The sequence below is a fragment of the Bombilactobacillus folatiphilus genome (genome assembly GCF_023380265.1).
Lineage (GTDB): Bacteria > Bacillota > Bacilli > Lactobacillales > Lactobacillaceae > Bombilactobacillus > Bombilactobacillus folatiphilus.
In genome coordinates, this window is the sequence record NZ_CP093367.1 from 1 (window position 1) to 15,159 (window position 15,159).

Below are 15,159 nucleotides of genomic sequence, written 5' to 3' on the forward strand. Positions count from 1 at the left end.
TTTAAAGAGGCCTTAATCAATGGCATTGATAAACAATGGGAAAATAATTTTTTGAATGGTGACATCATCATCTTGTCCCGTCAGGATCATCAGTTTAGGGACACTATTAATCGTTACAATGACCAAATCATTGAACTGATTATGGATATTTTGATGATCACTAACCCTTTAATAAAAGAAAAACCTAAAGTCAAAGCAATGCTGGTCATGAATCTAATTGAAAATTCGGGCCCCGCATTCTTTAAATTTGACTCTGCTGCACAACAAGAAGCTTATATTGATGAGTTAGTTATGACGATCTACAAGATTTGCTTTGGGAAAGAGTCATAAGCATGACCAATATGTTAGAAGGTAAAACTTAAGTAAACCGTATCAAACAGGAAAATGCGCTCTAACTGAAAGTATTGGTAACAGTGAGCTTATATATTGGAGTATTTTTATCATTGCTTGGTGTGCTCGGAAAAAGAGAGTTAATTAGAAAAATTAATATTAAAAATCATTTTAAAAAATTATGGATTGAAGGAAAGTTGAGATGTCCAATACCAAAAAATTAATTAGTTTTGTTGGTTTAACAATTGCAATGTTCATGGGAACGTTGGATAGTACAATTATTAATATTGCTTTGCCTAGTATTATGGATCAATTTCATGCCAGTCTGAATGATACGAGTTGGGTGACCACCATTTATACTTTAGCGTTGGCTGTGTTTATGATCACAGGTTCTAAATTAGCGGATCGTTACGGTCGCAAAAAGTTAATGCTCATTGGCTTGGTGCTCTTTGGTGGCTTTTCAGCGGCTTGTATGTTTGCACCCTCATTATTGGCTTTAATTGTTTTTAGATTTTTCCAAGGCATTGGCGGGGCGATTATCACACCAATTGTGTTGCCTATGGGGATTGAAATTTTTGGGAAAGAAAATACGTCTAAAATTTCGAGTGTCGTTGGTGCCATTACAGCGTTGGCGGCTGCTGGTGGACCACCGATTGGTGGCGTTATTTTACAATATGGTTCCTGGCGCGGTGTGTTTGGGATTAATTTACCATTATCCATTCTTGCCCTATTAATTGTGGTCTTTTTCATTCAAGAATCATATGACAACACACTATCTGGCAAAATTGATTGGTTTGGTATGCTGGCACTGTCTGTTTCACTAGGCGGAATTGTCTTCGGCTTGCTGGAAGGTCGACAATTAGGTTGGCATTCAGTGATTATTGTGACTAGTTTAGTAATTGGCGTTTTAGCGCTATTGGTCTTTTACCTAATTGAAAAACGCGTTGCGGAACCGTTAATTGAACTAGATCTAATCAAGGAAAAGACTTTTACAGCATCCAGCTTAGTTTATTTTGTGACAGGCTTTTCATTAGTCTGCCCTATGTTAATTATTAATTATTTTTTACAAGATTTACTCAATTACAGCGCACTGCATGCCGCGTTGATTATTATTCCGGTATCGTTGACGGTGGTTGTAGCGATGCCTTTGGGAACGAAAATTTTTGATGCAATGGGTGCCAAATGGGTCACAGGAATCGGACTATTATTGATTGCGGGTAGTTTAGGCTTGCTATCATTAATCAAAATGAATACCCCAACCATTATTATTGTTGTTTTTCTGATTATTAATGGTTTTGGCTTTGGTTTTTCATCGGTTTCACTTGTTGCTTCGGTCCAATATTTGCCTAAAGAAAAAACGGGGATTGGTTCGGGAATCGTTAATTCGATGCGTCAAATTGGTACGTGTCTAGGCATGGCGTTATTGGTGACAGTTTTAAACAACAATGTTTTAAATGCGAAAAATGAAATTAGAAGTGATGCAGTTCAAACGATTCAAACCCATCGTTTGGCGCCACAGGTTCAGAATGTGGCAGAAAAAGAAGTTAAACGTCTTTTTAAAACGAATTCCAAGGGTAAAAATATTAAAACGAAAACTTCTGGTTTACAGAAAAAAATCAAACGGGTAGCTCAGCAAACTAATAATTTACCTGAACCTGCTAAAAAGAGTTCTTTAGGAATCATTTATCAAAAACAAAAAATGATGACTGATGGCACCAGAACGCTCAATACTGGTCTCACTAAATTGGTGAAAGATAGCAATAATCCTTTGTTGACGGCGACTGGTGGTTTAGTGAAGGGACAACAGAAGATGTTGACCGGTATTAAGTTGTTGGCACAAAAGAACGAAATCAGAACCACGTTAAGGGACATTAAGAAACAAAAAAATAAAAAACTAACGGCTGCATTTAGTAAAACTTATTTACTTGCCGCGATCATTGTCTTGCTGTGTTCGCCAATTGCGTTGTTAACGGATTATCAAAAGAAAAAAGTAGCTTAAGTATTTAAATTAACACTTCCCAGAGAGCTGATGAAAATCGGCTCTTTTTTTGGTTACAATTGTTCCACATCATACTTATACGGAGATTGTTATTGCTTATATATAATCTGGAAATTAATTAAATTGAAGATAAATTATTAAGTTAATTGCAAACTTTCAGCTGAGGGTTTAAGATGAAGATGATTTCGCAAACATATTATTAGCTAAAAGGATAATTAATATGTTAAAATGATAAGTTTTGTTTATTGAAAATCTGTAATCGTGATGGCGTCTTTGGTTAACATTAGTGAGAGGACAAGAGCCTGATGTTTAAAAAAGTTGTGAAAGTCGTTTTACTTTTAATTTTTGTCGGTAGCGTTTTCTTATTTAAAAGATTCATTTTATCCCAAGCTGCTAATGTTCAACCAACTGTCATGATTAATACCAAAAATAAAGATGTGGTTAATTTTTTACAAAAATTACAACAATTATCTGAGAATACAATCCAAGATCAGGAAGCAACAGATCAGCCTGACCAGCACCAATTGATTAGTACGAAAGTGTCTGCCGACATTCCAGCTACGGGTGTGAGCGGAACTGATGGAACTTGTGCATGGACTTTAGATGCAGCTGGTAATTTAACGATTAATAGCGGCACTTTAAATCAGAGTAATGATAGAGGTATTGGTTGGGACAGTGATCATTCTGGCTTTTATGCTTATAGAACGAATATTAAACAAATTGATTTTGCGGGTCCAGTCACTGCACCAGTTAATAGTCAATATTTGTTTCAGGAAATGTCAAACCTTGTATCATTTACCAATCTGTCTAATTTCATAACAAATCAGACTGTTGATACGTCTTATATGTTTTATGACTGTCGGGGGCTAATCAAATTGGATGTAAGTAATTTTGATACTAGTAATGTAACTAATATGTCTGGTATGTTTAGTAGTTGCAACAACGTAACTCATTTGGATGTAAGTAATTTTGATACTAGTAATGTAACTAATATGTCTGGTATGTTTAGTAGTTGCAACAACGTAACTCATTTGGATGTAAGTGGTTTTGATACCAGTAAAGTTACGAATATGTCTAATATGTTTAGTAATTGCCGCAATACTGATCTGGATGTAAGTAATTTTGATACTAGTAATGTAACTAGTATGTCTGGTATGTTTAGTAGTTGCAACAACGTAACTCATTTGGATGTAAGTGGTTTTGATACTAGTAATGTAACTAGTATGTCTGGTATGTTTAGTAGTTGCAACAACGTAACTCATTTGGATGTAAGTAATTTTGATACTAGTAATGTAACTAATATGTCTGGTATGTTTAGTAGTTGCAACAACGTAACTCATTTGGATGTAAGTGGTTTTGATACCAGTAAAGTTACGAATATGTCTAATATGTTTGATGGTTGCCGCAATACTGATCTGGATGTAAATGGTTTTGATACTAGTAATGTAACTAATATGTCTGGTATGTTTAGTAGTTGCAACAACGTAACTCATTTGGATGTAAGTGGTTTTGATACCAGTAAAGTGACTAATATGTCTTATATGTTTAGTATTTGTAGTCACTTAACTAGTTTAGATTTGAGTAATTTTGATACTAGTAAAGTGACTAATATGTCTTATATGTTTCAGGATTGTAGCAAATTGCCCAAGTTAGACGTCGGCAATTTTGATACTGGTAAAGTGAACTATATGTCTGGTATGTTTTCTATGTGTTATGGTTTAACTAAATTGGATTTGAATAATTTTGATACTAGTAAAGTGACTAATATGTCTAGTATGTTTACAGCTTGCAGTGGTTTAACTAAATTGGATTTGAGTAATTTTGATACCAGTAAAGTTACGAATATGTCTGATATGTTTGATAGTTGCACTAGATTAACTAAATTGGATTTGAATAATTTCGATACTAGTAAAGTGACTAATATGTCTGATATGTTTGATTTTTGTCCTAGTCTTTGGGGGATTCAATTTGGTTCGCAATTTATAATTCCATCCAATGTATCACCTTCTTTAGCTATGCCTACAATAGGTAATACTTTTATTGATAATGACAAAACCTATCTTGTCACTGCTGCTGCATGGCAAGATGTCGGCAATGGCAGTGACCATAAGCCTACGGGTCCTGTCTATGATAATAATCAATCACTTGTATCATCTTTAAGTTCGCCACACGCACCGTTTACTTATGTTTGGCAAAATGAGTTGCAGGATGTGAAGCCAACATTATCCAATGTATCGGTTACAGATGCAAGTACGAATCAAACTGGGACAACAACTTCCGCATTAACTTATTGTTATGATTCAGCGGTTGCTGAGTTGCCTAGTTTAACTGTGAGACTCGGGATTACCGATACCGATAGCACCAAATTTGATGTTTACTATGGTATTGATCCTGTAACCGCTATTACGGATGCTAAAGATATCGTGAATAATGCCAATTTTCATAAGCTTCCTGCGTCTGATTTGAACCCTGGTAGTTATTCGATCACCGATCAAACTGATTTATGCCAAGTAGCTCAACCTAAGTCTGGTGGCCATCGGTTAGTCTTTTATGCTGTGACCAAAGATGCCCAAGGCGAAGCTGTTAGCCCGGGGAAGATTTCACAGCCGATGACGATTACGACCAAAGAGAATCTTTACGCTAGATTGCATTATAAGAATTCAAACGGTGTTGTCATTAAAAGTGCTCAACCTGTTATTTTCGGAACTGCGGGTGATGTTATCAAAACTGACGGTTCTGACGATTTAATCCCTCCTTTTATTAGTCATAGGAACACTCGTTATCAACTCAGCACTGCTAATTCATTCCCTAAAATTGATGCTACGACCTCAGCTGGCATTTCTAAAAATAATCCTAAAGATTTAGATGTCCTTTATGACGTTGAGGGTGCGGTCACAGTTAATGCGCCGAGTCTTGATTTTGGTAAGGGGGTGCCTTTGGTTAAAAAGCAATATCACTTGCAGAAAGATTCCGCCGAAAAGTTAATTGTGACAGATACCACGGGAGCTCCTTGTTGGCAGCTATCGTTAGCGATCACACCTTTTTCAAGTGATAAGCAAAATCAAAGTATTGATGGAATTATGAATTATCAGCCTGTGGGCTTAATTGGCGCCAGTCCGATTCTGATTAGTCAATTTAATGAAACGGATGCTAATAATGTACAGACGGGTTCTGAATGTATTACCAATATTTCGAATGGTTGGTGGCAAGATAGTCAGCAAACGAGTGGTCCGATGCTAGATATTTCGAATCAATCTGCCGAGATTATACCTGGTAACTATCAAGCTACGGCGACTTGGTCGGTGGTCGATTCATTAAATTGATGGAAGCATCACGCATTATCATCGTGTTGTTCGGATTAATTATAGAATCTGTGGAAATCATAAGCCTTTTGAGCAGGCTAAATCTGGTCTGCTTAAAAGGCTTATTTAGTACGGCTTTTTAGTTAATAAAATTATTTTTTAATTTATTTTAACACTAACTTTAATAAACGAATGATTTAATTCTTTTAAAAGGAGAATACGATTTTAATGATCTGGATAGATATTTTTATGAAATAAACCAAATAGATAGATTCGAAAATGAAATGCCAGTTTATATAAATGATAAACGTAGGGATTTGTTAGAAAAGATAGCTCTAAGTAATACAACAGATTTAGAATTTGTGCGCCCTATCAAAGCTGATTTAGGAGTAATCCTTTCTAAGGAAGCGCTATTATATGAAACAAATCAGTTGCTTGCTAACAAGTGGACTACTGATCCAGAAACCGTATGAACCAAGATTTGGCTGAGAAAGCTGATCTGTTAGTTATCGGTTTGTTCCAAGATTTTACTGAGAATAAAATTTTAGAGCTGCTTAATTTTGCTGACCAGAAAGATATAAATATTTACTTTTTGTTAGGTCGAGATATGTCGTCTTTGTCTTGGCTAGTAGCCAAACAGTTTTTGAGAAAGAAAAATGTTCAGCAATTGCCTAATGGATTGTTTTCACATAAAAAAATGAATTCTTATCAGGATCAAACATCTTGGCAGATTTTACACTAAGCGGCTTAAATGCAGCGCTACCATATAATGGTCCTTTTGCTCCTTCAGTTGGTCATGCAGGACAATCCTTTTTTAAAGATGCCAGTAAAGCCATCAAAACCTCAGAGATTCAATGTCAAACCTTTTTCTTTTTATCCTGCAATAATTTAATTTTTAATGATACGAAATTATATGGACCAAGATACAATTTAGTACTCAATGCTATTGATGGTTATGCTTCGACCATAGTTGCCGCGATAGGTGTTCAATCAGCAGATAATCCGGAATTAGATTTAGTCATGAAGCACGCGGGAAATAAAAATATATCACGGATGTTAAATAAAAAATTGTCCGATGTGCAACCTTTTGTATCTATTATTCATGTGGGACTACCTGAAAATAGTGAAGTTGATGGAACAACATCCGCAGCTGTTAGGTTAACTCCAACCACAAAAATTATTTTATCTAGATTGTCGTCATATATTTCTTCCATGATGCTAGGACAAGAGCATTTAATTTATAAATTAGCAAAAAACATTTTGTTTGACTTTATGCAACGTACTCGGCGTGGAACTTTTGGTGTTTCTGATGCTGAAGCTAAAGATTTTGAATTGTCGTTGATCAATCGTGTGAACCCTTTTTCTAAAAAATAGCTGAATTAATGATGAATAATTCAGTAGATTCACTGCAAGAATTCGATAGTTATAATGTTTATCGTTCGGTTCTAGATAAGATGAGTATTCAAAAAATGCGCTGTGAATGTGGGAATGTAGCAACTTTTTGTCAGTATTTGCCAGAAGTTAATGGGATATTTCCGGTTGCTATCGTTGTGGTGATAAGACAACAGGAATGAAAAACATGTCTAATTTAAAATTTAGTTGTGATTCCTATAACAATGATGACTTAACGATCCATTATAGGATTGAAATTACCCCCAGTGAGAAGGGTGATATTTATTATGGGATACAACTGCCTAGTTATGTAGAACAATATTCTACAACACAGTTTAAAGTGACTCGAATCAAAATGAAAACACCGCAGACTAAAATTATTACTGGAGAGATTGCCTTTTCTGAGCAAACCCAGTTACAAAGTTATTATATGAAACTAATCATCGTTCAAAATGGAGGAATCCAAATCAGTAGAAGCTTTTTTAATTTGATTGAACCAAACAAAGCTAAACTAATTTGATGTACAATTTATTTTGGACGTTATGGGTAATGAATAATATTGTTAATATTTGTGTTGGGAGTGGTGATACATTATGTTATCTTTTGGTAGAAAACCACTATATCGACCGTTAATGGTTAGTTTTGTTATTAGTGCAGTTTGTGGTTTGTTTGTTGGTTCCGTGTTTAGATACGATTTGGGCTTTTTAACTTTTATCATTTGCTTTATTTTGGCTATTTTAAATTATGCCAGCAAGATTGATATTTTAGATGGTTTTTTAAAAATTAAGCGCCCAAAAATTTATTACTATGATATGAGTACTTTGACGAAACGTATTCTGTTAGTGATATTTCCGTTTAGGCGGCCGCAAAATATCGATCTAAGTTCTATTGCAGATTATCAATTGCAAGGTGACTATAATAAGTTTGAGGATATCAAATTACCCTTGACCATGACTACTGCTTATGGCCTCTTTTTTCCGGCTATCTTATCAATTAAAAATTCTATGGTTTTCAATTTGTATCTTAAGAATTCAAAAGTGATTGTTATTAATTTATCAATGGACTATGTTTACTATCCTGATGAATTTAGACAAAAGATAGATTCACTACAATCTTATTTGCCACGCAGATAGAGTGGTGAAAAATTGATGACAAAAAAAGTTACTTATTAATAATAAATTATTCCGAATTCAATTCAGTATTTTATAAAAAAATGCTGTATCGTAAAAGTATGTATTCAATATTTTTTTGTTAAGGAGATAGTGTTTCGATGGCCAAGTTAGATCCCCGAGTCCGGAAAACGAAATCAAGAATTCAACACGAGTTAGTATTGATGCTCAGTTATCAAGATATTAATGATATTTCTATTACTAAATTGTGTAATCAAGCGCAAATTAACCGTTCGACTTTTTACAAGCATTACGATTCAACCCTTGAAGTCTTGGAAGAAATTGAATCTGAAGTGATTCAAAAATTTGAAGAATATTTACGTCAACAACGTCGGAAGATTGATGTGTCCAATCGTGAACAAATGTGGACGATGTATTTACAGCTGTTGCAGTTTTATCAATCCAATCCAGACATGATTCAAGCTTTGTTTGTGTATCCGATCAATAAAACTTTCAAAGCAGATTTGCTCAATTTTTCGATTCAATACAATACTTATACGGATAGTTATTATCAACAAGCTTATACAATTGCGGGTGGCTTAGAGATGATTGAATTGTGGGTCAAGCGTGACTTTGATTTGTCACCGGAGCATCTTTGTCGGTTAATGATGGAGATGGGACCATTTCATGATGATTCTTCCAAGTAAAGTGCATTCTCAATTATTGTCTGCTATAATTTTCATTTAAATTATAAATTTGGTAAAGGGGTCTAGTCTTATGGAAATAGGCAGTTTAGCCGAGTGGATTACTGGCATTGCAGAGGTGGCGGCCGTGGTTGTAGCTCTATTTTTACCATCTTATCAGGCTCGCAAAGCGCGCAAAGTTAGTCAGCAGCGGATAATGAATTTAGTGCGCAGCTTGTTGAATGACTTATTGTCTAAAGTTAAAGCAACTCCGGATATGGATATTGCAGCGTCTGATGAATATAGTGATTTTCAAAAGCTAGTTTCCATCTTGGCAGTTACCGATGCTGATTTAGTCAATATTGATATTTTGCGACAAATTGAGGGCTTATTAACAGATAGCGATCGTGGAGATACAACCGAACAACTTGTCGTTAAAGTAGAAAACCTGATGAATAATTATCTGTCAAAATAGTGATTCACATCGTGTTGACTGATCTTTTCTTGACAAACACCAAATAATATTGTAAATTGCTCATAACAATTAAAATAAAATTAAGGCTCATGAAGGAAACTTTATCTTGTGGGTACAGTCAGCGAGTTGTCGGTTGGTGCAAGACAATCTGTCAAACAAGATTATGATCAGCCTAAAAGAGTGCAGTGCTGAAATTTAGTAAGCACTGCTGGTGGACAATCATTAACATGGATGCAAAATGAATACGTTTTGTAGAGTGGTATTTAAGCTGTTTAAATAACTAAAATAAGGTGGTACCGCGTTAATTGACGCCCTTAGCAAAAAATGCTAAGGGCGTTTTTTTAATTTAAGGAGGTGAGGCAAAATTTCAGATCTTGTTGGGATTAGTTTAGGAGCCAATTTAGGAGGAAAAAGGATGACCGATTTTAACGATTTAACAGACGACCAAATGAGTTTAGCAGAGAATTTATATCAAGCTTATGAAAATCATCAGCCGTTAGACCAAGCTAAATATGCAAAAGTTTTGGATGATGAGGATACGGCTTACCAGGTTCAACAATATTTAATGCAACTAAAAAATGAACCGATTGGTGGCTACAAGGTGTCTTTGACGAGTGAGGAAACTCAAAAAATGTTTGATTCTCAAAATCCGCTATATGGTGTGCAAGTAGTTAGTCATTTCGTACCATCACCTTCGCATTTTCGAACTTCACAACTGATGGATCCACTAGCCGAGGTGGAATTGATGTTTACAGCCACGCAAGATTTACAACCAAATGATAGCTTAGAAGATTTAATGCGAAAAACGACGATAGCCCCCGACATTGAGGTTCCTGATTCCCGTTTTTCGGATTGGTTTCCCGATTTGTCTAAGTACTTAGTGGTTGCTGACGCAGCTGTGGGCGGGTACGTTGTTTATGGCCGACAAGTTCCCACCACTCAAGCTTTTGCCTCAGTTGATGCCGTTACGCAAGTAACTTGTGAATTATTGCATGACGGTCAAACACTCAAGACAGGTGCTGCAACAGAAGTTTTGAGTAACCCATTGTTGTCTTTACAATGGTTGGTACAGAAACTGGCGGCTCAAGGTGTTCAATTTTTAGCAGGACAGCGTGTTTCCAGCGGAACTTTTTTGTTGCCGGAACGTGTCACTACAGGTCAATGGCAGGCCGAATTTAATCATGATTTAGGTGATGTAGAGTTGACAGTGCAGTAAATGCTAGATACTGATTTGTCCTGCGTTTATGTCTAAAGGTTTCTACAGTTTAAATCAAAAAAATATTAAAGGACTAACTTCGAAATTTAATCGATTTTAGTCCTTTTTTGTTAATTTTTATAATCCTGCAAGTTGATTTTATAAGAGGTTCCTACAGACTTACTATCCACGTTATGCATATCTTTTTTGGCAGTAGCAAAAACCGGATGCTTCTTATTATTTAATTCATAGCCCCGGACTACTTTGATGCTTTTACCAGGTAATAATTGAGCGTTTAAAGGTTTAACGTATTTTTGGTTATAGTCAGTAGCTTTACCAATATTTGTACTGGCATCTGCTGTTGAAGATCCATCTGAATTAATAGTGGGAAAGAGTGCCGCGGCAACATTAAAAACTGGCCTTAAGTCATAATTTGAACTGCTATTGCTTTGGTGGAAGTTCAGATAGTTTAATAAAGCTGACGGTTTAATTCGATGCTTCGATTTGTTTTGGATCCAGAAAGTAACGATTAAACCGTCGCTTTGAGTTTTGTTTGAATGGCCAACTTGGGTTTTTAAAATTTTGATTTTAGTTTGCCTATTTTCAAAAATTCCATTCTGAAAAGTGGTTGCGGACGGATGGTTTTGATCAGTAGATATATTGCCGCCAATGTCAAATTTCATACCACCAATCTCAAACTTTGAATCACATCCTGATAATAATATGGCTGATAATAAAGTAATGATGGTTAATTTGTGACCCTTATTCATATATATCTTTCTCCTTAATTATTGAACTTTTGAGGATTGTTTCCTGTTCACGTGATTTAACGCTAAGACTAAGACGAAGGTTACGACTGTAAAAACCACTCCGCCTGCCCCAATATCTTGGACTTTGAATTGTAGTGTGACAATGCCCCCTACGGCTGAACCCAACGAAATACCTAAATTTGAAAAAATCGAATTAATTGATGATGATAAAACGAGGCTTTGGGGATATTCTTTTTCTGCAATGCCCATTATGTGTAATTGAATAGGCGAATTAATTAAGTACATCAAAAAGCCAACACATAAAATATCAATGACCCCCAGCAATTGATTAGTTAATAACTTCGGCATGAATAGTAAAACGAAAAATTCGATAGCGTAATACCACGGCATTATTTTTAAACCGTGTTTATTTGCAATTTTGCCACTGAATTGATTACTTAATAATGACATCAAACCATAGGCAACTAATAAGAAGGTGATCGTTTGATGATTAAAGCCTAGAGTTTGGGACAAGATTGGCCGTAAATAAGTATAAAAAACATATACCCCTGCTAAGCTAAACATAATAATTCCAACACTTAAAAAAATTCGAGGATCTTTGAAAATTATAAATTGTTTCCAAACGGAATCTGCTTGTGTTTGATTTAATTGATGAGGTAATACTTTCATAATTAAAATTAGGGCGATAATGCTAAATAAAACAATCGTCACAAAAGTTATGCGCCATCCCCAAGTTGTACTAATCCAGGTACCTAGTGGTACACCGAAGACTGATGCAATACTGAATCCAGAAAAAATCCAGCTCACGAGCCAAGCTTTTTTCTCCATCGGGGCAATTTTGGCTGCGAAAGTCATGGCTAAAGAAACTAAAGAACCAGAAACTAGTGCTACAATGATACGAGAAATAACTAACCAACTATAATTAGGTGCGATAACGGTTACTAAGTTGCCTAAGATAAAGATGCCAATTAAAACTAGTAATGCGTGGTAGAGATTGTTCTTTAATAATGAAGTTATAACGGGCGTACTAAAAGCATAAACCAACGCAAAGATTGTTACTAACGACCCTGCAGTTGCCACGGTAACATTGAATTGATGTGCTAAATCATCCAAAATGCCAATAATGATGAATTCACTGAACCCTAAAACAAATGATAATAAAATCAAAGCCCAGCTTTGTAAGTAGAATTTTTTCATGCTATTCCTCGTCTTTTTACTAATATTAGGTTATAAAAAATTAAAGGTAGTTGTCAAATACATTTACTAATTATTTGATAAAATGTTTAATATTTATGTTCAAATTATTGTATTGGTCAGTAAGGAGATACTTCTACAATGGTAAAAGTTGATGCGAGAGTATGTAAAACTAAATTAAGAATTCGACATGAATTGGTAACGATGCTACAGCATCAAAATATTAATAATATTTCTATTACGAAATTATGTGATCAAGCGCAGATTAATCGTTCCACTTTTTATACACATTACAACTCAACGATTGAGGTTTTGGAGAAAATGGAATCAGAAGTCCTTCAAAAATCCAAGGAATATTTACGCCAGCAGCGTCAAACGTTTGATGTACGTGATCATCAAAAAATGTGGGTCATGTATTTGAAACTTTTAAATTTTTATAAGGCTAATCCTGATATGACTCGGGCTTTGTTTGTTTATCCTATTAATAAAAAATTCAAGACAGATTTGTTTAATTTTTCAGATCAATATAACACTTATACAGATAGTTATTATCAACAGGCTTATACGATTGCAGGTGGCTTAGAGATGATTGAATTGTGGGTTAAGCATGACTTTGATTTGTCTCCTGAGCGCTTGTGCAAATTGATGGTGGAGATGGGCCCCTCTTTAACGATAACGGTACCACTTATAATCGCTTTAATGAGCGGTCAAGAATAAGGGCCTGATCTATCAAGCGCCCGTTTTTATTAGCTATACGGATTCGCATGATACTTTTTTCGATCAAGCATTGACCAAGTTCAATAAAAATAATAAATGTAGAATCAGATGAATTGGCTAAGTTTAAGCTTTTTGTGTTTATCTGGCTTAAAAAAGTATAATTTATCAACAAATATTAAAACTATATAGATAGATTTTATAAATTACTATGGGCTTAAGAACTAAGTTAAAAAATACGATTTAATGATAGTTGCTGATGGTAATGTTTACTTTAAGGAAATCAAAGTAATACTTAGAAGTGAAGAATCTTATCGATTGTTATAAAACAGATTTTAAACAAAAAATATGTTTGAAGTATTGTCAACATATATCGATACGTGTTGGCAATTAATTATGTCATGAGGCAAGAGATCACATATCAAAATTCAAAAATTAGATAAAAGACCGGTTATTATTCTGCATGGCGAACTATCTTCTAAAGAGAAGCTGGATTAAAGTAAACGGCTTTTTTGTGACTTTTAAAGGGGATATTTTCATGTTAGTCTTTATCATTTTCCGCGATTTTGATAATAGTGTAGCTCAAGGAGTTAATGAAAATGATTTTATACGGATGGCTTCAGATTATTTTAAATCGAATCTGACGGATAATTATGTTAGTCGATTGATAAATTTCTAAACTGTTAAATTTAGTGTCTATTTTGTTAAGTAAAAACAATCTATATGAGAATAAACTTGATTATAATAAAGGTTTAGTATAGTGATTTAGCTTTCCGAAAGTATTCGCTGATTCTTTTTTAGTGTAGATTATAAAAAAAGTTAATAAAACTATAGTCTTATTGCTAAAAAAGCGGTGAATCTTTTATTTTATCTGGAATAGTTAGAGATATAGGACAATAAAAAAAGACGTGTCAAAATAACACAGTATATATATATATATACTGTGTGTCATAATAATACGAAAAATAAGAGTCCTATGAGCTATAGCTCATAGGACTCTTATTTTTCGTATTATTATGACACACAGTATATATATATATATACTGTGTTATTTTGACACGTCTTTTTTTATTGTCCTATATCTCTAACTATTCCAGATAAAATAAAAGATTCACCGCTTTTTTAGCAATAAGACTATAGTTTTATTAACTTTTTTTATAATCTACACTAAAAAAGAATCAGCGAATACTTTCGGAAAGCTAAATCACTATACTAAACCTTTATTATAATCAAGTTTATTCTCATATAGATTGTTTTTACTTAACAAAATAGACACTAAATTTAACAGTTTAGAAATTTATCAATCGACTAACATAATTATCCGTCAGATTCGATTTAAAATAATCTGAAGCCATCCGTATAAAATCATTTTCATTAACTCCTTGAGCTACACTATTATCAAAATCGCGGAAAATGATAAAGACTAACATGAAAATATCCCCTTTAAAAGTCACAAAAAAGCCGTTTACTTTAATCCAGCTTCTCTTTAGAAGATAGTTCGCCATGCAGAATAATAACCGGTCTTTTATCTAATTTTTGAATTTTGATATGTGATCTCTTGCCTCATGACATAATTAATTGCCAACACGTATCGATATATGTTGACAATACTTCAAACATATTTTTTGTTTAAAATCTGTTTTATAACAATCGATAAGATTCTTCACTTCTAAGTATTACTTTGATTTCCTTAAAGTAAACATTACCATCAGCAACTATCATTAAATCGTATTTTTTAACTTAGTTCTTAAGCCCATAGTAATTTATAAAATCTATCTATATAGTTTTAATATTTGTTGATAAATTATACTTTTTTAAGCCAGATAAACACAAAAAGCTTAAACTTAGCCAATTCATCTGATTCTACATTTATTATTTTTATTGAACTTGGTCAATGCTTGATCGAAAAAAGTATCATGCGAATCCGTATAGCTAATAAAAACGGGCGCTTGATAGATCAGGCCCTTATTCTTGACCGCTCATTAAAGCGATTATA

The 15,159-nt window shown here is 34.2% G+C and carries 14 protein-coding genes; 12 read left to right on the top strand and 2 right to left on the bottom strand.

Annotation, left to right across the window (positions count from 1 at the left end):
- Positions 1 to 51: 51 nt before the first annotated feature.
- From MOO45_RS08050 to MOO45_RS08100, 11 genes are all read left to right on the top strand, one after another.
- The gene (locus MOO45_RS08050; protein ID WP_249515204.1) at positions 52 to 330 is read left to right on the top strand and encodes a hypothetical protein; all 279 of its coding nucleotides are present in this window, start codon (positions 52 to 54) and stop codon (positions 328 to 330) included.
- 202 nt (positions 331 to 532) lie between these two features.
- Positions 533 to 2,329, top strand: coding sequence for an MFS transporter (locus MOO45_RS08055; RefSeq protein WP_249513700.1), 1,797 nt, complete (start codon positions 533 to 535; stop codon positions 2,327 to 2,329).
- A 305-nt stretch (positions 2,330 to 2,634) separates the two neighbouring features.
- A complete protein-coding gene (locus MOO45_RS08060; RefSeq protein WP_249513699.1) occupies positions 2,635 to 5,652 on the top strand; it encodes a BspA family leucine-rich repeat surface protein in 3,018 nt (1,005 codons plus the stop codon).
- Positions 5,653 to 6,100: 448 nt separating this feature from the next.
- A complete protein-coding gene (locus MOO45_RS08065; RefSeq protein ID WP_249513698.1) occupies positions 6,101 to 6,373 on the top strand; it encodes a hypothetical protein in 273 nt (90 codons plus the stop codon).
- Entirely contained in the window at positions 6,355 to 7,005 is a 651-nt protein-coding gene (locus MOO45_RS08070; RefSeq protein WP_249513697.1) for a hypothetical protein, read from the top strand. Before MOO45_RS08065 ends, MOO45_RS08070 begins: the two co-directional genes overlap by 19 nt.
- 8 nt (positions 7,006 to 7,013) lie before the next feature.
- Positions 7,014 to 7,205 (top strand): hypothetical protein, encoded by a 192-nt coding sequence (locus MOO45_RS08075; protein WP_249513696.1) that lies wholly within the window; start codon positions 7,014 to 7,016, stop codon positions 7,203 to 7,205.
- Positions 7,206 to 7,210: 5 nt separating this feature from the next.
- Positions 7,211 to 7,543 carry a hypothetical protein gene (locus MOO45_RS08080; protein WP_249513695.1) on the top strand — a complete coding sequence of 111 codons (333 nt, stop codon included), beginning with the start codon at positions 7,211 to 7,213 and terminating at the stop codon, positions 7,541 to 7,543.
- Positions 7,544 to 7,616: 73 nt separating this feature from the next.
- Positions 7,617 to 8,156, top strand: a complete 540-nt coding sequence (locus MOO45_RS08085) for a hypothetical protein (protein WP_249513694.1) — start codon at positions 7,617 to 7,619, stop codon at positions 8,154 to 8,156.
- A 137-nt stretch (positions 8,157 to 8,293) separates the two neighbouring features.
- Entirely contained in the window at positions 8,294 to 8,839 is a 546-nt protein-coding gene (locus tag MOO45_RS08090) for a TetR/AcrR family transcriptional regulator (RefSeq protein WP_249513693.1), read from the top strand.
- Positions 8,840 to 8,909: 70 nt separating this feature from the next.
- Positions 8,910 to 9,290, top strand: coding sequence for a hypothetical protein (locus MOO45_RS08095; protein ID WP_249513692.1), 381 nt, complete (start codon positions 8,910 to 8,912; stop codon positions 9,288 to 9,290).
- A gap of 415 nt (positions 9,291 to 9,705) precedes the next feature.
- Positions 9,706 to 10,506 carry a 2-keto-4-pentenoate hydratase gene (locus MOO45_RS08100; protein ID WP_249513691.1) on the top strand — a complete coding sequence of 267 codons (801 nt, stop codon included), beginning with the start codon at positions 9,706 to 9,708 and terminating at the stop codon, positions 10,504 to 10,506.
- A 110-nt stretch (positions 10,507 to 10,616) separates the two neighbouring features.
- On the opposite strand, the gene MOO45_RS08105 is transcribed toward MOO45_RS08100, so the two are convergent.
- Complete coding sequence (locus MOO45_RS08105) at positions 10,617 to 11,255, bottom strand: DUF5067 domain-containing protein (protein ID WP_249513690.1); 639 nt, start codon at positions 11,253 to 11,255, stop codon at positions 10,617 to 10,619.
- A gap of 18 nt (positions 11,256 to 11,273) precedes the next feature.
- The gene (locus MOO45_RS08110) at positions 11,274 to 12,452 is read right to left on the bottom strand and encodes an MFS transporter (RefSeq protein ID WP_249513689.1); all 1,179 of its coding nucleotides are present in this window, start codon (positions 12,450 to 12,452) and stop codon (positions 11,274 to 11,276) included.
- Between the two features lie 138 nt (positions 12,453 to 12,590).
- Between MOO45_RS08110 and MOO45_RS08115 the strand changes: the two genes are divergently transcribed.
- A complete protein-coding gene (locus MOO45_RS08115; protein ID WP_249513688.1) occupies positions 12,591 to 13,166 on the top strand; it encodes a hypothetical protein in 576 nt (191 codons plus the stop codon).
- Positions 13,167 to 15,159 lie beyond the last annotated feature (1,993 nt).

Excerpts from the sequence above, each read along its gene's own strand:
- MOO45_RS08055 (WP_249513700.1), top strand. The coding sequence starts at position 533 with ATGTCCAATACCAAAAAATTAATTAGTTTTGTTGGTTTAACAATTGCA.
- MOO45_RS08060 (WP_249513699.1), top strand. The coding sequence starts at position 2,635 with ATGTTTAAAAAAGTTGTGAAAGTCGTTTTACTTTTAATTTTTGTCGGT.
- MOO45_RS08065 (WP_249513698.1), top strand. The coding sequence starts at position 6,101 with ATGAACCAAGATTTGGCTGAGAAAGCTGATCTGTTAGTTATCGGTTTG.
- MOO45_RS08075 (WP_249513696.1), top strand. The coding sequence starts at position 7,014 with ATGATGAATAATTCAGTAGATTCACTGCAAGAATTCGATAGTTATAAT.
- MOO45_RS08080 (WP_249513695.1), top strand. The coding sequence starts at position 7,211 with ATGTCTAATTTAAAATTTAGTTGTGATTCCTATAACAATGATGACTTA.
- MOO45_RS08085 (WP_249513694.1), top strand. The coding sequence starts at position 7,617 with ATGTTATCTTTTGGTAGAAAACCACTATATCGACCGTTAATGGTTAGT.
- MOO45_RS08090 (WP_249513693.1), top strand. The coding sequence starts at position 8,294 with ATGGCCAAGTTAGATCCCCGAGTCCGGAAAACGAAATCAAGAATTCAA.
- MOO45_RS08095 (WP_249513692.1), top strand. The coding sequence starts at position 8,910 with ATGGAAATAGGCAGTTTAGCCGAGTGGATTACTGGCATTGCAGAGGTG.
- MOO45_RS08100 (WP_249513691.1), top strand. The coding sequence starts at position 9,706 with ATGACCGATTTTAACGATTTAACAGACGACCAAATGAGTTTAGCAGAG.
- MOO45_RS08105 (WP_249513690.1), bottom strand. The coding sequence starts at position 11,255 with ATGAATAAGGGTCACAAATTAACCATCATTACTTTATTATCAGCCATA.
- MOO45_RS08110 (WP_249513689.1), bottom strand. The coding sequence starts at position 12,452 with ATGAAAAAATTCTACTTACAAAGCTGGGCTTTGATTTTATTATCATTT.
- MOO45_RS08115 (WP_249513688.1), top strand. The coding sequence starts at position 12,591 with ATGGTAAAAGTTGATGCGAGAGTATGTAAAACTAAATTAAGAATTCGA.